The sequence below is a fragment of the Pseudomonas turukhanskensis genome (genome assembly GCF_027922365.1).
GTDB lineage: Bacteria > Pseudomonadota > Gammaproteobacteria > Pseudomonadales > Pseudomonadaceae > Aquipseudomonas > Aquipseudomonas turukhanskensis.
In genome coordinates, this window is the sequence record NZ_BSFN01000010.1 from 119,626 (window position 1) to 142,102 (window position 22,477).

18 protein-coding genes and 1 pseudogene are annotated in these 22,477 nt (G+C 61.8%); 6 read left to right on the top strand and 13 right to left on the bottom strand.

Annotated elements, in window-relative coordinates:
* Genes PKE98_RS17190 through PKE98_RS17200 form a run of 3 tightly spaced genes read right to left on the bottom strand, consistent with a single transcriptional unit; the run spans position 1 to position 3,811 of the window.
* Positions 1–1,365 carry an LLM class flavin-dependent oxidoreductase gene (locus PKE98_RS17190; protein WP_271196550.1) on the bottom strand — a complete coding sequence of 455 codons (1,365 nt, stop codon included), beginning with the start codon at positions 1,363–1,365 and terminating at the stop codon, positions 1–3.
* Positions 1,365–2,558 (bottom strand): SfnB family sulfur acquisition oxidoreductase, encoded by a 1,194-nt coding sequence (locus tag PKE98_RS17195; RefSeq protein ID WP_271196551.1) that lies wholly within the window; start codon positions 2,556–2,558, stop codon positions 1,365–1,367. Before PKE98_RS17195 ends, PKE98_RS17190 begins: the two co-directional genes overlap by 1 nt.
* An 11-nt stretch (positions 2,559–2,569) precedes the next feature.
* Positions 2,570–3,811: an SfnB family sulfur acquisition oxidoreductase gene (locus PKE98_RS17200; protein WP_271196552.1), complete on the bottom strand. Its 1,242-nt coding sequence runs from the start codon at positions 3,809–3,811 to the stop codon at positions 2,570–2,572.
* 526 nt (positions 3,812–4,337) lie between these two features.
* Here PKE98_RS17200 and PKE98_RS17205 point away from each other — a divergent pair.
* Entirely contained in the window at positions 4,338–4,823 is a 486-nt protein-coding gene (locus tag PKE98_RS17205) for a hypothetical protein (RefSeq protein WP_271196553.1), read from the top strand.
* Between the two features lie 196 nt (positions 4,824–5,019).
* On the opposite strand, the pseudogene PKE98_RS17210 reads toward PKE98_RS17205, so the two are convergent.
* The 10 genes and pseudogenes from PKE98_RS17210 to PKE98_RS17255 form a co-directional block, all read right to left on the bottom strand.
* A pseudogene (locus PKE98_RS17210) lies at positions 5,020–5,613 on the bottom strand (helix-turn-helix domain-containing protein); the annotation flags it as partial.
* Between the two features lie 47 nt (positions 5,614–5,660).
* Complete coding sequence (locus PKE98_RS17215) at positions 5,661–5,822, bottom strand: hypothetical protein (RefSeq protein WP_271196554.1); 162 nt, start codon at positions 5,820–5,822, stop codon at positions 5,661–5,663.
* A 221-nt stretch (positions 5,823–6,043) separates the two neighbouring features.
* Positions 6,044–6,775, bottom strand: coding sequence for a UTRA domain-containing protein (locus PKE98_RS17220; RefSeq protein ID WP_271196555.1), 732 nt, complete (start codon positions 6,773–6,775; stop codon positions 6,044–6,046).
* Positions 6,765–8,162, bottom strand: coding sequence for an LLM class flavin-dependent oxidoreductase (locus tag PKE98_RS17225; RefSeq protein ID WP_271196556.1), 1,398 nt, complete (start codon positions 8,160–8,162; stop codon positions 6,765–6,767). The genes PKE98_RS17220 and PKE98_RS17225 overlap by 11 nt, the downstream gene beginning before the upstream one ends.
* On the bottom strand, positions 8,159–8,758 hold the full coding sequence (pnuC, locus tag PKE98_RS17230) for a nicotinamide riboside transporter PnuC (protein ID WP_271196557.1): 600 nt from the start codon (positions 8,756–8,758) through the stop codon (positions 8,159–8,161). Before pnuC ends, PKE98_RS17225 begins: the two co-directional genes overlap by 4 nt.
* A gap of 41 nt (positions 8,759–8,799) precedes the next feature.
* Complete coding sequence (locus PKE98_RS17235) at positions 8,800–9,636, bottom strand: HAD family acid phosphatase (RefSeq protein WP_271196558.1); 837 nt, start codon at positions 9,634–9,636, stop codon at positions 8,800–8,802.
* A gap of 8 nt (positions 9,637–9,644) precedes the next feature.
* On the bottom strand, positions 9,645–11,819 hold the full coding sequence (locus PKE98_RS17240) for a TonB-dependent siderophore receptor (protein WP_271196559.1): 2,175 nt from the start codon (positions 11,817–11,819) through the stop codon (positions 9,645–9,647).
* A gap of 132 nt (positions 11,820–11,951) precedes the next feature.
* Positions 11,952–12,830 carry a sulfurtransferase gene (locus PKE98_RS17245; protein WP_271196560.1) on the bottom strand — a complete coding sequence of 293 codons (879 nt, stop codon included), beginning with the start codon at positions 12,828–12,830 and terminating at the stop codon, positions 11,952–11,954.
* Complete coding sequence (locus PKE98_RS17250; RefSeq protein ID WP_271196561.1) at positions 12,827–13,972, bottom strand: phosphotransferase enzyme family protein; 1,146 nt, start codon at positions 13,970–13,972, stop codon at positions 12,827–12,829. Before PKE98_RS17250 ends, PKE98_RS17245 begins: the two co-directional genes overlap by 4 nt.
* Positions 13,972–14,892 carry an ABC transporter substrate-binding protein gene (locus tag PKE98_RS17255; protein WP_271196562.1) on the bottom strand — a complete coding sequence of 307 codons (921 nt, stop codon included), beginning with the start codon at positions 14,890–14,892 and terminating at the stop codon, positions 13,972–13,974. The genes PKE98_RS17250 and PKE98_RS17255 overlap by 1 nt, the downstream gene beginning before the upstream one ends.
* A 347-nt stretch (positions 14,893–15,239) precedes the next feature.
* On the opposite strand from PKE98_RS17255, the gene PKE98_RS17260 reads away from it, so the two are divergent.
* From PKE98_RS17260 to PKE98_RS17280, 5 genes are all read left to right on the top strand, one after another.
* Positions 15,240–16,781: a sugar ABC transporter ATP-binding protein gene (locus PKE98_RS17260; protein WP_271196563.1), complete on the top strand. Its 1,542-nt coding sequence runs from the start codon at positions 15,240–15,242 to the stop codon at positions 16,779–16,781.
* On the top strand, positions 16,774–17,784 hold the full coding sequence (locus tag PKE98_RS17265) for an ABC transporter permease (RefSeq protein ID WP_271196564.1): 1,011 nt from the start codon (positions 16,774–16,776) through the stop codon (positions 17,782–17,784). The genes PKE98_RS17260 and PKE98_RS17265 overlap by 8 nt, the downstream gene beginning before the upstream one ends.
* Before the next feature lie 37 nt (positions 17,785–17,821).
* On the top strand, positions 17,822–18,865 hold the full coding sequence (locus PKE98_RS17270) for a substrate-binding domain-containing protein (protein ID WP_271196565.1): 1,044 nt from the start codon (positions 17,822–17,824) through the stop codon (positions 18,863–18,865).
* A gap of 102 nt (positions 18,866–18,967) precedes the next feature.
* Positions 18,968–19,636, top strand: a complete 669-nt coding sequence (locus tag PKE98_RS17275; RefSeq protein ID WP_271196566.1) for a sulfite oxidase-like oxidoreductase — start codon at positions 18,968–18,970, stop codon at positions 19,634–19,636.
* A gap of 451 nt (positions 19,637–20,087) precedes the next feature.
* Positions 20,088–22,472, top strand: a complete 2,385-nt coding sequence (locus PKE98_RS17280) for a TonB-dependent receptor plug domain-containing protein (protein ID WP_271196567.1) — start codon at positions 20,088–20,090, stop codon at positions 22,470–22,472.
* Positions 22,473–22,477: the final 5 nt, after the last annotated feature.

Genomic DNA, 22,477 nt, shown 5'->3' on the forward strand with positions numbered 1-22,477 from the left:
TTAGCGGCGGTAGCTGGCGCCGGTGTGTTGGGGTGGCAACTGAGCGCCTTGGTAAAACAGTTTTTCGCGCAGGGTGCCGGTGCTGTAGGCGGTCTTGTACGAGCCGCGGCGTTGCAGTTCGGGAATCACCAAGTCGATAAAGTCGACATAGCTTTCCGGGGTAACGATACGGGTGAGGTTGAAGCCGTCGAGGCCGGTTTCGGCAATCCAGCTTTCCAACTCATCGGCCATCTGTTCGGGCGAGCCCACCAGGGTGATGTAGCGGCCGCCCAGGGCGTGCTGGTCGAGCAACTTGCGCCGGGTCCAGTCGTTGTTTTGCAGAATCTTGGTGGCCGACTGAATGGCGTTGCTCTTTACGTGTTGGATCGGTTCGTCCAGTTCGTACTGGGAGAAGTCGATGGCGGTGGACGCGGAGAAATGCGCCACGCCGGCTTCGGCGTTGGCGTAGTGCTTGTACTCGGCAAGCTTGGCCTGGGCCGCTTCCTCGGTTTCGCCGACGATGACGTTAAGGCCCATAAAGACTTTTACGTCGTCGCCCTTGCGCCCGGCCGCCACGGCACTGGCGCGCACCTTATCCACCTGGGCTTTGGTAGAGGCCTTGTTCTGCCCGCTGATAAACACACACTCGGCATGCTGCCCGGCAAACAGCAAACCGCGCTCGGAGCTGCCAGCCTGGAACAGCACCGGCGTGCGTTGTAGCGACGGCTCGCAGAGGTGATAACCCTCTACCTGATAAAACTCGCCGTGATGCTCGACCTTGTGCACCTTGGCAGGCTGGGCATAGATGCGCTGCTCGCGGTCGTTGACCACGGCGCCGTCTTCCCAGCTGCCTTCCCAGAGTTTGTACAGCACCTCAAGGTACTCATCGGCCTGGTCGTAGCGGCGGTCGTGCTCGATCTGCTCGGTGAGGCCCATGGCCTTGGCGGCGCTGTCCAGGTAGCCGGTGACAATGTTCCAGCCGACGCGGCCACGGCTCAGGTGGTCGAGGGTGGAAAAGCGCCGGGCGAACAGGTAGGGCGCTTCATAGGTGAGGTTGGCGGTCAGGCCAAAGCCTAAGTTTTTTGTGACCGCCGCCATGGCCGATACCAGCAGCAAAGGGTCGTTGACCGGCAGCTGAATGGCTTCTTTGAGCGGCACGTCCACCGAGTTCTGGTACACGTCATACACACCGACGATATCGGCGATAAACAAGCCGTCGAACAGCCCGCGCTCCAGTAACTGGGCCAGCTCGGTCCAGTATTCGACCGTGTTGTAAGCGGTGGAATTGTCCCGTGGATGAGTCCACAGCCCGTGGTTGATATGCCCGATGCAGTTCATGTTGAAGGCATTGAGCAGCATCTGTTTTTTGCCGTTGGCCGCGCTCATCAGATCGTGCCCCGCAGCGGTGGGTTCTGGTCGTTAAGGTAGTAGTTGCCCACGGCGTGGTACTTCCAGCGAACGGGGTCGTGCAGGGTGTGCACCCGGGCGTTGCGCCAGTGGCGGTCCAGGCCATGTTCAGCGAGGGTGGCCTGGCTGCCGGCAAGCTCAAACAAGGTAGTGCCGGCAAGCAACGACGTTTCGGTGCTGATGGCGCGGGCTTCGGCTACGGCGATGGACGCGGCGGCGACGCTGGCGGCGGTGGAGTCGGCCTGGGCGCTGTCGAGCAACTCGCCTGCGCGCTCCAGCAACGCATCGGTGGCGCTCAGGCGCACGCTCAATTGGCCGAGGCTTTTCAGCGTCAGCGGGTCTTCGCTGGCTTTATCGCTGGTGGCGTCGATCCATGGCCGGGTTTTGGTGCGAATAAAGTGCAGGGCGTCCTGGTACGCAGCGTGGGCAATGCCGGTGTCGATGGCGGCATGAAGAATCTGCGCCAGCGGACCGACCGGGGTCGGGCGTTCGAAGGCGCTTTGAAAAGGCAGCACATCGTCGGCACTGACATATACGTTGTCGAACACCACCGAGCCGCTGCCGGTGGTGCGCTGGCCAAAGCCGCTCCAGTCATCGATCACGCTCAGTCCCTGACTTTCGCGCGGCACAAAGGCCAGGTGCTGGATGCCGTGTTCATCCACCACCGAGGTGGGAATGCGCTGGGCGTACAACGCGCCGGTGGCGTAGAACTTGCGGCCATTGATGCGGTAGCCGGCACCGTCGCGGGCGAGGCGAGTGGTGCGGTCATGGGCCGTCTTGGTGCCCAGTTCAGCCAGGGCGTTGCCAAAGCGCTGGCCCGCCAGCACTTCACCGTACAGGCGCAATTGTTGTGCGGGCGTGCCGTTAACCCTTAGCACTTCCAGGGCGTAGTAATGGTTCTGCGGGATCTGCCCCAGGGAACCGTCGGCCTGGGCAATCAGGGCGACCACTTTTGCCAGGGTGACGTTGGACACACCGGCGCCGCCGAATTCCTTGGGCACGCTGATGCCCCACAGGCCCGAGCGAGAAAAGGTGTCCAGTTCGGCTAGCGGCAGCAGGCGTTCGCGGTCACGCAAGGCGCTGTCGCGCTTGAATTCGTCGGCCAGATCGCGGGCCACGATCAGTGCCTGTTCGTCGCTGCTGATCGGCGCCGCATGGTGAGTAGTGGGCATGGCGTACTCGCTTAAATCCAGGAATGCCGGGCCGGCAATTGGCCGTTCAGGCGGTAAGCGCCGATGGCGTGGTATTTCCAGCGCACCGGGTCGTGCAGGGTGTGCACGCGGGCGTTGCGCCAATGACGGTCGAGGTTGAATTCGGCAAGGGTGGCGCGGCTGCCGGCCAGCTCGAACAGCTTTTCACTGGCCTGCAGCGCGATTTCGGTGGAGAGCGCTTTGGCTTCGGCCACCACAATCGAGGCATGGGCGGCGGATTCGGCTGTGATCTCCAGCGCATTGACCTGATCCAGTACCAGGCCGGCCTTGCGCAGCAACGCCTCGGCGGCGTGCAGTTCGATTTTCAGTTTGCCGATATCGGCGATCACGTACGGGTCGTCACTGGCGCGCTCGACATTGGCATCTACCCACGGCCGTGAACGCTCACGCACAAAGGCAATGGCATCGTCGATAGCGGCGCGGGCAATGCCGACATCGATGGCGGCCTGCACCAGCTGCGACACCGCGCCCTGGATGTTTGGCGAGTCGTTGATGCGCCAGTTATCCAGCACCAGGTCGCCTTCCACGCGCACGTTATTAAGCAGTACGGTGCCGCTGGCGGTGGTGCGCTGCCCGAAGCCGGACCAGTCGTCGATGATGCGCAAACCGGGCGTGCCACGACGGACGAAGGCCAGCACTTGCTTGCCATCATCGTTGAGCGCCTTTACCGAGACCCAATGGGCGTACAAGGCGCCCGTGGAGTAGAACTTCTGGCCATTGATAACGTAGTCGTCACCGTCGCGGGTGATGCGCGCCTGTAGGGTCAGGGTGTTTTTGCTGCCGCGTTCAGGCCCGGCATTGCCGATGCGCCAACCGTCCAGGACGCTGCTGAGCAGGCGACGTTTTTGTACGTCGTTGCCGCAACCCAGAATCAGATTGAGCACGCCCACCTGGTTCTGCGGAATTTGCCCGAGCGCCGGGTCGGCGGCGGAAATGATGGCGAAGACTTTGGCCAGCGTGACGAACGACAACGCCGGGCCGCCGTAAGCACGGGGAATGCCGATGCCGCCCAGGCCGCTACGGGTAAACAACTCAACTTCGCGCCACGGCAGCTTGCGTTGGCTATCCCGGCGGGCAGCGTGCTCTCGGGCAATGCTGGCCAGCTCAAAGGCGGCCTGCAGTGCCTGGGCATCGTTAAGCAACACCTGCGCAGGCAACAGGGGCGGAGCGACATCCACATCGCTTTCGGGCTTGGCGTGGGAAAGGTTCGACATCAGCGCGCTACCTTGCGCTGACTAAGAAGACGGTGAAGAAAGCGGACCATGACTGCCTCATTGGTTGAACAGCGCGTAATAGAGCGGTGCTGTCGGTTGCAAGAAGGTCCGGTGGTCCGGTTCATATACCCTAAGTGTTCATTAATCTTAAATAAACATGCTTTTTGGAATATGGATAGAAGTGGCGTGGGCAACAGTTCGCCGAGCAACACTTCAGTGTTGGCCGGCAAACAGTTGTTGCTGGAGAGAAAGTGCGGCGGGGTTAGACCGATTATTTCTTTCGGTTAGGTGCATGGTTCTGGATCGAATATCCATAGCGTCATAAACCGCGCCTTGGCTCGCTTCGTGACCGCGTTAACGTCGTAACGGACGCTATCGCAGAACAGTGCGTGGAGTTGACAGCATTTCCACCGGCGTAACAGGCGCGCTCGCTGCTCGGCTGCCACCTTGTGGGGGGCTGCTCAATCCCTAGAATCTGGCTCCATCCACTCGGTCCACTCAATCGAATCACTTAGGGAGTTTCACCATGATGAATGCAATGCAGATGCAAATGCCGATGAACACCGCTATGCCGATGATGCCAATGATGGGCATGCCCATGATGATGGCCACCATGTCCTGCGAAATGATGGACGACGGCATGATGTGCAAAATGATGCCGGCCGCTGGCATGGACATGGCCATGTTCAAGAACAGCGCCGAAATGATGCAGATGATGATGCACTGCGCCAACATGAGCATGATGTGCATGTCTCAGGCGGCCATGGCCATGCCAATGATGGGCACCATGATGCCGATGCCCATGATGGGCATGCCGATGCCGTCGATGAAGTGCGTGATGGAATGCACCGTGATGGCCGACTGCATGATGTGCAAAATCATGCCGATGGCAGGCATGAACATGGACATGATGAAGAGCTGCTGTGCACTGATGATGAAGATGATGAACGACTGCAGCATGCCGATGATGATGAGTTGCAATGGCATGCCCATGATGTGCTGCACTGTGTAAGGAACCGATCGGCTGCGCGTCGGTATGGCTGCGTTAAAATCGTTTTTTGAATGCTCATTGGCTATAGCCAACTCCGCTTAAAAAAACGATTTTGCCTTGCCATACCTAGCTCGCACGATCTTGAGCGGCGTGAGCCCGAGATTTGAGAGATAAAAAAGGCAGCTCGATTGAGCGGCCTTTTTGCATTTTGGGGTCGATCCAGGCGTTCGGGGTAGGTGACTACCAGGTACGCCACGGCTTCGCTGTCTGCCGGGTTGCGGTAGCGGTGGGGCTGGTCGGCGTAGAACAGGATCGAGTCGCCGGTGGAGAGCAGGTAGCGTTCGTCGTTCACGCTGATTTCCAGCACGCCCTGGGCCACCACCAGGTTTTCTTGCACACCGGGCCCGCGGCCGGGTGAGTCTTCTTCGCCGAGTGCGCTGACACGCAGTTCGAAAAATTCGGAGTGGCGGGCGATATCGATGGGGAAGAGGGCGCGGCTGACAAAGGTGCCATTGGCACTTACCAGGCGTTTGCTCTTGCTGGCGGCCAGCACCTCAACGCCTTCGAACGCGCGATTTTCGAGGAAGGCGGCCACCGACACCTTGAGCCCTTTGGCGATTTTGCACAGCACTTTGATTGACGGCACACTACGTCCGGATTCGATCTGCGCGAGCATCGCCCGGCTTACGCCGCACAGGCGCGCCAGGCCGTCCAGGGAAAGGTGACGTTTGCTGCGCAGGCGTTGCAGGTTCTGCGCGACGCGTTCGGAAATGGGGTCATCGATAGGCGAGTCGAGGGCGCTGAGGTCCAGCGCAGGTTCGTCGCCGGTGGCGAGAAAGCGCACCGGATCCTGGGCACTCACGCGTGAAGCGTCTCGGTCGATTGATTGTGCTGAGTCAGTTGCAGCGCGGCAAAGCCGGCGTTGCGCGCGTACATGTCCCACATTACCCGTGCCAGTTGCTGCGCCTGTTTGCGTTTGCGGTAGAGGGCGAAGTCGATAACGTTGTCGGTCGGTTTCATGCGGCACTTCACTGTGGTGAAAAGGACGATGGCCAGAGACTACGCAACTCGGTTTATAACCATAAATACCGATTTTTTATTTGGTAATTCTTTTTTGCTCTTTCTGTCTTCGCCGTTTACACCGTCATTCCCGCGAAGGCGGGAATCCAGATTGGTTCGGCGAACGAAGTTACCTGCTGAAGACTGGATTCCCGCCTGCGCGGGAATGACGGATGTTCTGGCTACGGACTGGGATACTTCGTACTCACCACCACCGCCAGCGAATCCGGCCGCCAGAACTCCTGGTCGAATTCCACCGGCTGATCGTCTTCGCCAAAGTTCAGCCGCTCCAGATAAAAGCTGCTGGAGCCGGCCGTGAGTTGCAGCAGTTCGGCCTGCTCCTCATTCACCGTTCCCGGGTGCATGGTCAACTCGCAGCGCGATTGCACGCGCCCGAAGCGTTCGCGCAGCAGGGTGGTCAGCGAGGTGTTGAGGTCGGCTTGCAGCAGGTCCGGGCACCAGCTGGCGACCAGTGCGTTGAGTTCTAACAGCACCGGTCGGCCGTCTACCCAACGTCGTCGCTGCAGGAAAAACATCGGTTCATCGGCACTCGCCAAGCCCATGCGCGCCGCCAGCCAGTTCCCGGCCGGGCGTTGCTCGGCATGCAGGCATTCAGTGAGCGGGGTGCGCCCCTGGGCGCTGACGTATTCCATAAAACCGCTGATGCGCGTGGGGTCGTAGCGAATACGCGGTGGGCTGACGTACCAGCCGCTGCGGTTTTTGCGGTAGATGCGGCCTTCCACTTCCAGCTGCTGCAGCGCCTGGCGCAAGGTGACGCGCGTGCAGCCAAAGCGCTCGGCCAGTTCGCGCTCTACCGGCAGCTTGCCTTGCGGGGCCAGCACACCCTGGGCGAGGTCGTTGGCGAGTTGGTCGCGGATGCGTAAAAACTGCGATTGCACGGCTTCAAATGACATCCGGGCTTCCCTGTGGATGGCGGCGTTGACGGTGGCGCGCAGCGGGGTGGTCGTCGCTCACCTGGCTTAACCCCGGCCGGCGAAAACGCTCGCGCAACGTGGCGCCTTCGTAGTCGGCCCAGACTCTACCGCGGCGCTGCAACTCGGGCACCACCCACTTCACAAAATCGCCCAGGGTTACCGGCGGCACCGGGTCGGCGATGTTAAAGCCATCGAGATCGGCCACCGCCATCCAGCGTTCCAGTTCATCGGCCACGGTCTGGGGCGAGCCGACGATCACCGGGCCGCCGCCACCCACGCCCACGAACTCGGCAATCGCCCGCGGTGTCCAGAGGCGGCTGGCATCCAGGCGCGTAAATACTTCCAGCAACCCACGGATGCCTTCGGTCTCGGCGTACTGCAACGGCTGGTCCGGATCGAGTACCGACAGGTCGATACCCAGCAAAGCGCTATAGCGCGCCAGGCTGCCTTCCAGGCTGGTGTACTGCTGGTAGTCGAGCAGCTTGGCCTGTGCCTCGGCATCGGTGGCTGCGACGATGACGGTGACGATATTGAAAATCTTCAACGACTGCGGATCGCGGCCTTCGCTACTGGCCTGGGCGCGAATGCTGTCGACCATGCTGCGGGTGATCTGCGGATCATAGGACGACAGAAACACACCCTCGGCATGCCGTGCGGCAAAGGCTTTGCCCACCGTGGAACTGCCTGCCTGAAACAGCACCGGGGTGCGTTGCACCGACGGTTCGGACAGGGCAATGCCCGGCACCTGAAAGTAACGCCCCTGGTGGGCGATGGGCTGGACTTTGGCCGGGTCGATAAACACCCCGGCCTCACGGTCGAACCGCACCGCATCGTCGGCCCAGCTGGCTTCCCAGAGGGCGTAGACCACCTGCATAAATTCCTCGGCAATGGCATAGCGCTCATCGTGGGGAATCTGTTGGTCCAGGCCGAGGTTACGTGCCGCGCTTTCCAGCGCCGAGGTGACGATATTCCAGCCGATGCGGCCGTTACTCAGGTGGTCAAGGGTGGTCATCTTGCGCGCGAAGCTATAGGGCTGTTCGTAGGTGCTCGACACCGTCACGGCGAACCCCAGCTGCTGTGTGGCGGCCGCCAGCGCGCTGACCAGTAACAGCGGGTCATCGGTGGGCGTTTGAATCCCATCGCGCAGCGCCGCATCGACCTTGCCCTGGTACACCTCCAGCGGCCCCAGGGCGTCGGCGATAAACAGCGCATCGAACTTGCCGCGCTCGAGAATCTGCGCAGTCTCGACCCAATGGCTCAGCTCGCGGTAGCGGTGCGCCTGACTAGCGGGATGGCGCCACAGCCCCATCGCGGTATGGCCCACGGTGTTCTGCCGCAGGCCATTGAGGCGGATGCGTTTGCTCATGCCGCTGCGCCCACGGTATTTGCCGGCGGTTGCTGGTCCTGGGTGCGCAGGTCTTTCTGCCAGGCACGCAGGCCGTAGATGGCCAGCAGTACAAAGGCCGCGTACAGGCCGGCGGTCGGATACAGATCCTTGTACCAGTACATGCCTACATAGAGGGTGTCGAGCACGATCCATAGCCACCAGCTCGCCACGTACTTGCGCGCCGCCCAGACGCTGGCCACCAGGCTGAACGAAGTCAGCGCGGCATCGGCCCACGGAATCGAAGCGTCGGTAAGGTAGTGCATCACGCTGCCCAGGGTCAGGGCACCAACCACGCCCGCCAGCAGGCTAAGTACGGCGGTGCGCAGCGGCAGACGCTCCACACGAACCTTGCCGGCATCCACGCGCCCGGTGCTCCAGCGCCACCAGCCGTAGCCTTGCAGCACGGCGAAGATCAGTTGCAGCAGCAGGTCGGAGTACAGTTTTACGTCGTAGAAAATCCACGCATACAACAGCACGGCCACCACGCTGACTGGCCAGCACCAACGAATACGTTGAGCGGTCAGCCACACGCCGACCACATTGAACAACACGGCAACGATTTCCAGCGCAGACATGGGTACTTCTCCAATCCAAATAAGTGAGGGGGAGGGCAGCCTTAAGGCTGCAGCTCCAGTGCCTGTTGTTTCAGTTCGCGTTTGCGCGCGGCAGGCAGGTCGTCCTGATCGCCATAGGGCGCGCTGTACCAGTTGCCATAAGTGGGGTTGGGCAGCACAAACCAACGCTGGCCCAACCACGCCAGATAGGGCGCTGCGGCTTTACGCTGGGCGCTCAGGGTGTTGGCTTCGCTTTGGACAAAATCACCGAATGAATCGCCAACCAACAGCAATACCCGCGCATGCTCGGCCACCCATTGGCGTCGACAGTTTTTGCCATACCCGGCTTTTTCACACTGGCCGGTAGGCGTGGCTGCAGCCAGTACCTGCGACGCATCGCTTATCGGAAAACCGCGCAGCCGCAGGTTTTTAACGGTATCGGCCACCTGCCCATGCTCGCGGTTGGTCAGGTAATACACCTGGATACCGCGCTGGGCCGCAGCTTGCAGAAAAGCCGCTGCTCCCGGCAAGGCCTGAGCCTGGGCTTGCTGCACCCACGTATTCCAACGGTCATAGGAATAGGGCTGGTCATTGCGGATATCGCGGGCATTGAGTGGGATGTTGTCCAGCAGGGTTTCATCGATATCAACGACCACCGCTGGCGGCAAGCCACTCAAGTTGCGCGCCGGCAAGGGCAGGGCATCCCAGGTGGGGTCGGCCAGTGCCACGTCCAGTTGGCGCGTGGCACTGACAAACACTTGCCGGTAAATCAGCTCATGCTCGATGGAGGTTTGCGTCCACAGCACCGCGTCCAACTGATCGTTGGCCGGTGGCTGCTGCTGGCAACCACCGAGCAGGGCGAGGAGGGCCAGCGTGCTGGCCGTTACCCGGTTATGCATGGCCCACCTCAGAAGTTGACCGTGGCCGACAGCCGCGCAGTACGCGGTGCGCCGGGGAACAGGTAGCCATCGCCCATAAACTCGCCGGCGTCGCGCCAGTAGCGCTTGTCGAACAGGTTGTCCACGGTCAGGCGCAGCACGGTGTCGTAGTCGCCCACTTTGGTGGCGTAGCGGCCGCCCAGGTCCCATACCGCGTAGTCACCCACTTTTACCGTGCCTTCGCGGTTGGCGTATTTGCTGCCGCTGTATTGCACGCCGCCCAACACGGCCAGGCCGGGAACGCCGGGAATGCTGTAATCGGCATGCACGGTGCCGCGCACTTCGGGCACGTTGATGGCCTGGTGGTCTTCGTAGGCATCGGTGCCGCTGTCGATCACCCGTGCGCGAATCGCGGCCAGGCTGGCGCTGATCTGCAGGTTGGAACTCACACGGCCGTTGGCCGAGAGCTCCAGGCCGGTGTTTTCCTGTTTGCCCGCTTGCACATAGTTGAACGTGCCGTCGCCATTGGGCCGTGGGTATTGGAAGTCCTGGCTGATCTGAAACAGTGCGGCGGTCACGCTCAGGCGTTGCCAGTCGCGCTTGATGCCCAGCTCGAGCTGACGCGAGGTGGTGGGCGGCAAGATCTCTCCGGAGTTGGCAGCAAACCACGAGGCTTCGCCACCCAGCGACAGCCCTTTGCTGTAGCTGACGTACAGCGAGGTATCCAGGCGTGGTTTGTAAATCAGCGCCGCCTGCGGCAGGAACTTCCACAGCTGGGTGTGGCGATCGGTGTTGCCGTCGCTGTCGAAGGTTTTCTCGTCCAGACGCACTTCACGCCCGCCGAGGATGGTTTGCCACTGCTCGTTGAAGGTGATGCGGTCGGTGGCGAACAGGCCGTACTGACGGCTGTCCAGACGGCGGTAGGAGTCGCCCAGCTCACCGGAGTACGGGGTGAAGTCGCTCGAGTCTTCATTAATGTTGCCGGTGCCAATGTATTCGTTCACCGACGCGCGACGGTCCACCACACGGCGCAGCGCGCTGGTGCCAAAGGTCAGGTCATGTTTGAGGCTGCCCGTGTCGAACTGGCCGTTGAACGCGCCTTGCGCTTCGTCGTTGCGGCGGGTGTCGTCGGGGCTGCGGTAGTCGTAGACGTCGTAATCACCGTTGGCGCCGAAGTTGGCCAGCAGGTCGCTCGCGCAACTGGCGGTGTAGTAGCAGCCGTAGGCAAAGGCACTGTAATCGTCGATCACCACCTTGCTGCGAGAAGCGCTCAGGGTGCCTTTCCAGGCATCGTTAAAGCGGTATTCAAACAGACCGTCGAGGTTCAACGACTCGATGCCCACCGGGTTGGACCAGCTCTGGTACGCCAGCAAATCGTGCGGGTCGACGCCGTGGGGCACTTCGGTGCCGCCGAGCAATTGGTAACCTGGCACTGAACGCTGTTCGCGCTTCTGGTACTCGGCGTTGAGCTGCAACAGCGCGTCCGGGCTGATGTTCCAGTCCACCGCCAGGGAGGCGAAATCACGCTTGCCGTCGGTGTGGTCGACGTAGGAGCCGATCTCTTCATGGGCGAGGTTGGTCCGCACGCCGAACTGTTGCTCAGCGCCAAACCAGCCACCCAGGTCGGTGGCCAGGTATTGCTCACCATCGAGGTTGGTGGAGACGGTTACCGAGCGCACGTTTTCCGGGCGCTTGCTGACGTAATTGACCAGGCCGCCCGGCTCCGACACACCGCTCTGCAGGCCGGACAGGCCCTTGAGCACTTCCACTTGCTGTTTGTTTTCCAGCGCCACGTTCTGCTCGCCGGTAATGGTGCGGCCGTTGATTTTGTAGCTGTTGGCCGAGTTCAGCGAGAAGCCGCGCACCACGAAGTTCTCGTAGTAGCCGACCGGCGCATAGGCATCGCCCACCGAGGCGTCGTTCTTCAGCACTTCGCTGAGTAGGCGGGCTTGCTGGTCTTTCAGCCGTGCATCGGTAATCACCGCGACCGAGGCCGGGGTGTCGAGCAACGGGGCATTATCGAAGCCGCCCACCGAGGCTTTTTTCGCCTCGTAGGCGGTGTCGTCCTGGCCATAGACCGTGACGGCGTCGAGCGCCGTGGTGCTGCTGTCGGTGTCGGCCCATGCCGGGCTCGAGGCCAGGGCAATGGCCAGGCTCAGCAGGCTGAGTTGCCCGCGTACGGGGTAGTGATGGGGTGTAGCCATGTGGAGTGCTCCTAGGGTCCTGCTCCGGTTGCGGCATGTCTGTGAAAACACCAAGCACGGGCCAAAGGAGCCCGGTGCTGCGCAACGGAGGGTTGCCAGTACTGAATGAAAAGGCGGTTTAGCCGAAAGGCGTCAGGCCGGAGGTGCTCCGGTGGTCATTGGTAAGCGTGCGTCGGCTGCCCATTCCTGCAGCGAGCCGTCGTAGATCGCGATGTGCTGGCGGCCCAACAGCGTCAGGGCCAGCGCATTGGCGGCAGCGGAAATACCGCCGCCGCAGTAGAGAATCAGCGGGGTGTCGTCGTGCAGATACGCATCGAGCACCTGAACAAGGGCGTCCTTGGGTAGGTAATGACCTTGCTCATCGAACAGGGTGCGGGCCGGCAGGTTTTGACTGCCGGGAATATGCCCACGGCGGGCGTAGCGGCTGGGGGCGCTGCCGTCGAACAGGGCGGTGCCAAGGGCGCAGATCAAGGTGCCAGGGGTGTGGCCGGCGACCACTGCTTCAACATGCGTGCGATCAACCCAGTAGGGTGTGCTCTGCGCACCGAGCGGCATCGGGCACGGCGCAATGGTGCGCACAGGACACCCTACGTCCTGCAAGCGCTGCCAGGCCTTGAATCCACCATCAAGCACCGCCGCGTCAACACCCACACTGCGCAACATCCACCACAAGCGTGCCGCCCAAAACCCTTCAGCGCGGTCGTAGATCACCAGGCGTTTTTCATCGTTCAGCCCCAAGGCTGCCAGCGCTTTTAGCAGGCGTTCTGGCGTGGGCAGCGCAAAGCTGAAACTCGCGTCGGTATCGGCCAGCTCGGTTAATAAATCGGCATGCCGCGCACCGGGAATATGGGCTTGCAACCAACCGGCGTAACCGCTGCTGGAACGGTAATCGCCGTCAAAGCGTGGCGCCGGCAATTCCACCGTGGCGTCCAGCAGCAGTAACTCGGGGGCAGCTAGATTGGCCTGCAACCAGGCGCTATCCACCAGAATGCCGGGCAGCGTCAGGCTCATGGTTTTACCTGCGCCAGGTGGTTGAGCAACCGTTGGCCTTCGGCACCATTGAACCAGTGCAGATGGCCGATCAGGTAGGCGTTGTAGGCGATATCGGCACTGCTGACGGACTGCACCACACCGGCGAAATAGGCGATTTCAGAGACGGCGAAATCGATATGTACCAATGGCAACAGCGCCGTCAGCGTGTGCAGCTCGGTGGCGCTCAGCGGTTTTACTGCGTGGTAGCCGGCCAGCAGTGCATCCACGGCATCAAGGTCTGCCGGGGCTGAGCCGCCGCTGTCCAGGTCCAGCCACGGCACCGCGTTACGTTCGATGGCAGTGGCCAGATCGAACAACGCAAACGTGCGGTCAGCCAGGCCGAAATCGAGCACGCTGCTCACCACGGCTGTGCTGCTATCATCACTCCACAGCAGGTTGGAGGCGTGCCAGTCGTTGTGGGTCCAGAGTGCCGGCTGCTGTTTGAGTAACGGCAGTAGCTCGGCGTGGTAGGGCAACAGCAGGTTGGACAGCTGTGCGTGCCAGTCCTTGTCTTGCAGGTACGTGCCCAGCGCACTGTCGGCTTGAGCCGCAGCGGTGATGGCCGCGAGCGGGTCCTCTTGCTCGATCAGCTTGGCGTTGATCACCAAAACCGGCGTTTGCCGCGCAGGCGCCTGGTAACCAGCTGCCGCGTTATGCAACTGGGCCAAGGCACGGCCAGCGGCGTGGGCGTGGTGCACGCTCTGAAACGGCGTCCACGACAACGCGTCGCGGTACAGGTCTACGCCAGCGGCAACCCGGTGAATTTCGTAGGTCCACTCATCCTGAACGGTCGCGGTGCGGCCGTGGCGATTGCTTACCACGGCAGCCACTGGGGCGCCCTGGGCATGCAAGTGGGCGAGCAAGCGGTGTTCTTCTTCGAGCCACGCCGCTTGGCGTACCTGTTGGTGATGGCGTTTGACGAACAGCGTGCCGGTGCTGGTGGTAATCAGCCCGGCAGCGGAAAACGGCCGCGGGCTGTGCCAATGCAGGCTGTGCAACACGCCCAGATGCGGGTACTCCAGCAGCAGGCGCTCCACATCGGCTTCACGCAGCGCTGGCCAATCGGCAGCCACGGGGTCTTTGGTCAGGCCGTGGGCGGTTCGTAGGGGTGTATTGCTCATTACTGCACCGACTCGGGAAGGAAGGCGTTGCTGGTAGCGCCGCGCCAGATCTCGGGATTATCCAGCACACGGTGCTGATGCAGCCATTGCGCATAACCGGCCACCAGCGGCTCGCGCTGTTCGCCCCACTGGCCGTTGTGCAGCCAGCTCGGGGCAATGGCGTGCAGTGAAGCGCTAAGCAGCTCTGCCGGGAAGTAAGGCGTTACGCTTTCGTAAGCTTGCAGGGCGCTATCCGGGTCCTGCGCCACGGCGAGAAAACCACGGGCGGTGGCGGCAAGAAAATCACGCACCACCTCGGGTTTTGCGCTCAGGGTTTGTTCGTGGGCACCGAGCAGATAGCTGTGATAGGCCGGCGCGCCGATGCTGTCGACCGGCAATACCACGCGCCGCTCGCTGGCAATGGTGCTGGGCATCAAGGCTTCCCACGCCCAGTAGCCGCCGAAACTGGCGTCGGCAATGCCATCGGCCAGCTGGTCGGGGCGCAGTTCGCGCACGCCGCTGTCCACCAGAATCACCGCGTCCGGGTCACCGCCATCGGTGCTCACCAGGTGGCGCACCATGGCCAGGCCGCGTGGCGTCGGGTTAAGCGCCAGGCGTTTGCCTTGCAGATCGCGGGGGCGGCGGATGCCGGTGTCGGTCAGGGTCTGAATCGACTCCAGGCCGCCATGGTTGATGGCAGCGATGCCTTGCAGCGGTTGGCCCAGGCCACGGCGCACCAGCAGACGGTTGCTGGGGAACACACCGAAATCGGCGGCGCCGTTGAGCAGGTGTTCCAGGGTGTCGCCACGGTAGGGGTCATGCACCACCAGCTCCACATCAAGGCCCAGTTCCTGATACCAGCCGCGTTCACGGGCCAGATAGAAGCCCGCCGAGTTGGGCCAGGGGTGGAAGTATTCAAGCATTACCCGAACAGCATTCATTGCGACGTACTCCAGTCAGGCCGACGTGTGGGGCCTGACGTCTCGTTTTTGATGCTGCGGATTTAAAGCGTTTCAATCTGGTATATACCAATATCGTTTGCGGCTATGTTTATGCCTTTTTGTTCTTTAAATCTGCCCTGTAAGGCGTAGGGCGAATATCCGTCCCGCGGATATCCGCCGTCTGCACCATGGCATCGGAGGATATCGTTTTGGCCGATAGTCGCCCTAAGTCTCGAGTTCTTGATCTATTCATATTCGAATCCGTTATTTATTTTTATTCCATCAGACTCATACGCTATATCAAACGCGCCGCCATTCGGCGCTTCGATTGATTGTTTGAGACCCCCATGAATCTGCCTTCCACCGCTCTGGTCAGCACCCGCTCGCTGGGCAAGTCCTTTGGCGCCAGCCCGGTGTTACAGGGCATCGATCTGGACCTGTATCCCGGCGAAGTGGTGGCCTTGCTCGGTGCCAATGGCGCGGGCAAATCCACCCTGGTGAAAGTACTCGCCGGCAGCCACGGCCATGACGCTGGCGAACTGTGGGTGCAGGGCAGGGCGGTGCGTTTTACCTCCCCCCATGAAGCACGCCGGGCCGGCATCGTAGCCGTGCATCAACATGCCGAAGAGGCCTTGGTGCCGGGTTTTAGCGTGGCGGAAAACCTGGTGCTAGACGAACTCTGCCAACCCGGTGGCACCCTGTGGAGCAACCCCAAACGGGTACAGGAGCGCGCCGCGCAGATTGCCGCCGACCTGGAGTTGCGCCTGCCGTTGCAGGCCAGCATCGACAGCCTGGGCAGTGCCGAACGCCAGTTGGTGGTATTGGCCCGCACCCTGGCGTTGCAGCCCAAGGTGTTGGTGCTGGACGAGCCCACCGCGTCACTTTCTGCCAGCGAAGCCGAGCGTCTGTTTGGCTTGATCGACAGCCTACGCGAGCGCGGCGTGGCGATTGTGTATATCTCCCATCGCTTGTCGGACCTGGCGCGCATCGCCGACCGCGCCATCGTGCTGCGCGACGGTCGCCTGGCCGGGGAGTTCCCGGCGCCACTGGATGTGCCGGCAGCGTTGGTCGCCATGCTGGGCAGCAGCCTGGCGCCGTTGGTGGAAGGCGCCGCAGAGCAGGGCGCCGAAGTATTGCGCGGCCGTGGTGTGCAACTGACTGCGCGCAGTCAGCCATTTGATTTCAGCCTGCATCAGGGCGAAGTGGTGGCGTTGACCGGTCTGCTCGGTGCCGGCAAAACCGAGATTGCCGAGGTGTTGTTCGGCTTGCGCCGCCCCCATGCCGGCACGCTTGATTTGGACGGTCAGCCCTGGCAACCGACGTCGCCGCGAGCGGCCATTGCCGGCGGCGTTTTCATGGCGGCTGAAGACCGCTCGCGGGATTCCCTGGTGCCCGGTTTTTCCCTGGCGCGCACCCTGACCTTGCCGTTTATGCAGCGCTTCAGCCGTGGCGGTTTCATCCGCCGCGACGCCGAACGGGCCGCCGTGGCTGAGCAGGTTCAGCACCTGGGTATCAAGTGCGAAGGCCTGGAGGTGGCGATGGACACCTTGTCCGGCGGCAACCAGCAAAAAGTGGTGCTTGGCCGTTGGCTGCTGGGCAATGGCCGCCTGCTGATTCTCGACGAACCCTTTCAAGGCGTGGACATCCGCGCCCGCCGCGAAATCGGTGCCCGTATTCGTGCCAGTGCCGGCCAACGCGCCACGCTGGTGATCTGCTCCGACCCCGACGAAGCCCTGGAAATCGCCGACCGCATTCTGGTGGTCCGCGACTTCAGCGTAGTGGCTGGCTACCCCCGTCCCGGGCTGAAACGCGACGACCTGGTGGCGCAAATCGCCGGTATTACCGCACCTTCCTTAACCACACAGCGCCAAGGAGTTGCGTGTGCCTGAATCGATTTCTTCCAACCCGCCGGCAACCTGGCTGCGCCTGGCCATTCACTACGGGTTGCTGCTCGTACTGGCGCTGGTCGTGGTGCTATTCGCCGTGTTGGAACCGGCGTTTTTGCGCGTGGGTAACCTGTTTATCATTTTGCAGTCGGTGTCCATCGTCGCGCTGCTGGCCCTGGGCGTGACGCTGACCATGGCGGTCGGCGGCCTCGACCTGTCCATCGGCGCAGTGGCCGCCATGAGTTTGATGTGCGCCAGTTACGTGATGGTGGTGCTCGGCTGGGGCCCGCTGCCGGCCGTGCTGATCAGCCTTGGCTGCGGTGCGTTGGTGGGCTTGCTCAACGGTTTTCTCATTGTGCGCATGGGCGTGCCGGACATTCTCGCCACCCTGGGCAGCATGTTTCTGGTGATTGGTTTGCAGTTGATTCCCACCGGCGGCCGTTCGATTGCCGTGGGCATGACTTTGCCCAACGGCGATGAGGCCATCGGCAGTTTCAGCAGCGCGTTTCTGGCCCTGGGCCGCGCCCGTTTGTGGGACACCGTGCCGGTTCCGGTGGTGGTGATGGCGGTGATTGCGGTGCTGGTCTGGGCGTTTCTCGAACGCACCCGGTTTGGTCGCGTGCTCTACGCCATCGGCGGCAACGAGCGCGCCGCGCGCCTGGCAGGGGCGCCGGTGCAGCGCTACAAATTTCTCGCTTACGTGTTGTCAGCGGTGCTTGCGTCCCTGGGCGGTTTGCTGTTGGCCGCGCGCCTAGGCCGTGGCGATGTGAGTTCCGGCAACGGCCTGGTGCTCGACGCTCTGGGCGCCGCGCTGATTGGCTTTGCTGTGCTCGGCGCGCGCAAACCCAATGCCTTCGGCACGCTGGTGGGCGCCTTGCTGGTGGCCACGTTGCTCAACGGCCTGACCATGCTTAATGCGCCGTACTACGCACAAGATTTCGTCAAAGGCACCGTGCTGGTTCTGGCCTTGATGTTCACCTTTGGTCTGGCGCCCAAGAGCCGCTAACACCAGCCAACCTCATTTCTACAGAAGGATTTAAGTGATGCGAGCCGTAATCCGCACCTTGTTGAGCGCCACCCTGGCGCTGTCGTTGGCTGGCGCTGTGCAGGCCGCCGGTATTGCCGGCGCGCCGGCGCCATTCGATAAAGGCGGGGTCAAAATCGCCCTGGTTGGTTACCTGTTTTCCGGTGATTTCCCCGAGGCGTATCTGCGCGGGGTAGAAAAACAAGCCAAAGCCCTGGACGTCGACCTGCGCCTGTTCGACGCCCGCCAGCAGGCGGCCACCCAGCGCGAAATGCTTGAGCAAGCCATCGACCTGGGCGTAGACGGCATCATTGTGCAGCTGGGCCTGGCTGAAACCCTCAAAGACACCGTCGACAAAGCGGTGGCCAAAGGCATCAAGGTGGTGGCGTTCGACATCGACCTGGGCAACCCCAAGGTCACCCAGATCGAGCAGGACCACCATGAACTGGCCCGCCTTGCGCTGGGCCAGGCGCTGAAAGACAACGGCACCAGTTTCCAGGCCGGCTATGTGTTTATCGGCGGCTTTACGCCGATGGAGCGCCGCGACGAAATCTGGCGGGAAGTGAAGGCTGCCAACCCCGGCATCATTGAAAAAGCCCGCTTCGGCACGCTCAACCCGCCCATTGCCAACTCGGTCGCCGACCAGGCCAGCGCGGTGCTGCGCGCCAACCCCGACCTGAAGGTGATTTTTGCCCCGTTCGACGAATTCGCCAAAGGCGCCAAGATCGCCGTGGACGAAGCAGGTTTGAACAAGCAGGTGAAGATCTACAGCGCCGACATTTCCACCGCCGATATCCAGATCATGAAAGAGCCCGACAGCGCCTGGGCCGCCACCGCAGCCATCAACCCGGAAGTGGCCGGGGCGATCAGCGTGCGCAGCCTGGCCTTGCGGATTGCCGGGGAAAATCCGGGCGAGCATGTACTGGTGCCGCCGACGCTGATTACCCGTCAGCAGTTGCTGGATCTGGACGTAAAAAACGTCCGCGATCTGGCGCAGAAAGTACCGGCATTTGGTGATGCGGCGGGTGTGGCGCAGGCGCCGTGGATTCCCGTGGCCAAATAGCCAACACAGCCCGCTCCGCTTTCGTAGGGTGTGCTCCGCGCACCGTTGCGTTCGCCCAGGAATCGCTTGGTGCGCGGAGCACACCCTACGAGAGGCAACCGAGTGAAAAACAATAAAGCCGCGCGCCTGCAAAAGGCCCGGCCCATTATCAGTGACCCCGCCCACGGCAAGCGCTTGCCGCCCGGACAGATTCTGACCGAGCGCTTTCCGATTCTGCATGAAGGGGAAGTACCGCAGTACGACCTGGCCAATTGGGCGCTGACGTTCGACGGCTTTGGCACCGCGCCACTGAGCCTGAGCTACGACGACTTACTGAAGCTGCCGCAGACCCAGGTGCAGTGCGATATTCACTGCGTAACGCGTTGGTCCAAGTTCGACACCCGCTGGTATGGCGTGCACCTGCGCGATGTGCTGGCGGCATTGCACATCGAGCCTGCGGGCCGCTTTGTGATGGCCCATGCCGATAGTGACTACCAGACCAATGTGCGCCTGGAAGATTTGCTTCTGCCCGACAGTGTGTTGGCCCTGGGTTACGACGATAAGCCGCTCACGCCACAACACGGCTGGCCGCTGCGTTTATTGGTGGCCGGGCGGTATTTCTGGAAGAGCGCCAAGTGGCTTCGGCGCCTGGAATTTACCGACGTGGAAACACCGGGCTTTTGGGAGCGCAACGGCTTTCACCTGCATGCCGATCCGTTTAGCGAACAGCGTTTTTCCGGCGAGGCGTTGGATATCCCCGAGGACGAATGGGAGCGCAAGGCGTTCGACTGACTGAGTGTTTGAACGTCAAAAGCATCGAGGCTTCAGCCTCGATGCTTTTGGTTTTTTTATCCCAGGAAACCTACTTCAGGTGTTGCTCCAGCAACACTCGCTGCTGCCCCAGAAACAACTTTTACTTATTACGTTTAGATTTCTTATCGCGATATAACCTAAGCATTATTGGGTATTTTGCCCGTTCGTCACCCTCGTCTAGGATCGCCCACAGGAACCCTATCGGGGCATGGATGCCCACCAAATTACCCAAGAGTTCGAGCCGCAGCGTTGCAAACGCCGGACTCGAAACGTACTGCCAGGGTTACCCGAAATTCACCGCTTCAGTGCTTGGGCCCGTTTTTACGGGTCGCGGTTTCTTTCGGCCTGAATAAAGCCATTAACACACTAGCCAGAACGACCACGCCATAACCAAAGGGCCCGTTCATAAGTGCGCCAGGGAGTAGTTCGCATGTTTCGCCGTTCATTGATTAGCGTCGCTGTAGTGGCGGCTTTTGCCCATACGCCTGTGTATGCCGAAGACACCACGCCAACCGCCCAGGACGACACCCGTCTGGGCACCGTGCTGGTGACCGGCACCCGCGGTAAATCGCGCACCGTACTGGACTCTCCCGTGCCGGTGGACGTGCTCACCGCCGAAGACATCAAGGCTACCGGCGCCAGCAACGGCGAACTGGGCCAGGCCCTGGCCACCTTGCTGCCCTCGTTCAACTTTCCACGCCAATCCAACTCCGGCGGCGCCGACCATGTGCGTGCTGCGCAACTGCGTGGCATGAGCCCGGACCAGGTCTTGGTACTGGTAAACGGCAAGCGCCGGCACACGTCGGCGCTGGTCAATGACTCCTCGAAAATCGGCCGCGGCACAGCGCCTGTAGACTTCAACTCGATCCCCATCAGCGCCATCAAACGCATCGAAGTGCTGCGTGACGGCGCGGGTGCCCAGTACGGTTCCGACGCCATCGCCGGGGTAATCAACATCATCCTCGACGACGCCCCCGAAGGCGGCGAAGTGTCCACCACCTATGGCGGCTACTACACCCATCAGGACGCCATTGGCGAGCGCACCTACGACGGCCAGAACACCTTCACCACCGCCAAAGCTGGCACCAAGCTGGGTGAGGAGGGCGGTTTTGTGCGCGGTGGTGCGGAATACAAAGACCGTAACCCCACCAACCGCGCCGGCTTCGATGCCTTTGACGGCCGCGCCGAGCAGCGCAACTACGTGATGGGCGATGGCGCCCTGCAAGATATCAACACCTGGTTCAACAGCGAGCTGCCGATTGGCGACGCCAAGGCCTATGCGTTTGGCACCTACAACAAGCGCCATTCCACCGGTGCCGAGTTCTACCGCTACGGCTACGAACAGCCGGCGATCTACCCCAACGGCTTTCTGCCGCAATCGATTGGCGACAACCAGGACATCTCCCTCAACGGCGGCTTCAAAGGCATGCTCGGCCAGCAGTGGGATTACGACGCCAGCCTGACCCACGGCCGCAATATTTTTGAATCCTCCACGCGCCGCACGCTCAACGCCTCGCTGGGCACCGACTCGCCGACCAACTTCGATACCGGTGATTACGAGCTGCGCCAGTCCGTGGCCAACCTGGACTTCACCCGCGAGTTGAGCATTGCCGATCGTTCATTCGTGTTGGCAGTCGGCGGCGAATACCGCTACGAAAACTACATCACCAACGCCGGCGATGCGGCGTCCTATGAGGGTACTGGTGCCGATGGTGCCAGCGGCCTGCGCCCGAGCGAAGAGTCAGATATCGACCGCAACGTGTTTGGCACCTACGCCGAGGTGTCGGGTGATGTGACCGACCGTTTCTTCGTAGACCTGGCCACTCGTTGGGAGCGCTATGACGATGCCGGCAGCAAGCTCACTGGCAAGTTCAGCGGCCGCTACCAATTGACCGATATCCTCGCGCTGCGTGGCGCTGTGTCGAACAACTTCCGTGCGCCGTCGCTGGCCCAAGTGGGCTTCCAGCACACCACCAGCAACTTCGGCACCGGCGGCACCCTGACCGATATCCGCGTGCTGTCGGTAAACGACCCCATTGCCAAAGCCCTGGGCGCCGAAGACCTCGACCCGGAAACCTCGAAGAACTTCAGCATCGGCCTAACCGCCAAATTCAACGACAACTTCGACGCCTCGCTCGACGTGTTCCGCATCGACGTCAAAGACCGCATCACCCTGTCGCAACGCATCGGCAGCGACGCCATGGAGCAATACATCCTCGACAACTTCGGCCAGGCCGGTGTGCATGATGTGAACTTCTTCACCAACGCGGCCGACACCCAAACCGACGGTGCCGAACTGGTGTTGAACTACCACCAGCCCTTTGCCGACGGCGAGCTGGGCCTGACCACGGCGTACACCTACAACCACACCAAAGTCACCAGCACCAAAGGCACGCCTGAGCAGTTGGCCGCCCTGGGGATTGGCGAGGATGCGCTGGTAGGCGTGGAAGAGCGCAACACCCTGACCGATGCCGCGCCCAAAGACCGCTTCGTGTTCTCCACCACCTGGAGCAACGAAACCTGGAACCTGCTGGCTCGCCTGACCCGCCAAGGCTCGACCACCCGCGTGTTCGATTTCGGCGGCGGCGACCACCCGGAGCAGACCTACAACGCCGTGTGGCAAGTGGATACCGAGGTGGCCTACAAATTCACCCCGCAATTCACCGTGGCCTTGGGCGGCAACAACATCTTCGACAAGTACCCGGAGAAATCCAGCGACGAGATCAACTACGGCGGCAACCTGCCGTATGACGTGTTGTCGCCGGTGGGCAGCAACGGTGCCTACTACTACGGTCGCGCGACGTACGCGTTCTGATCTAA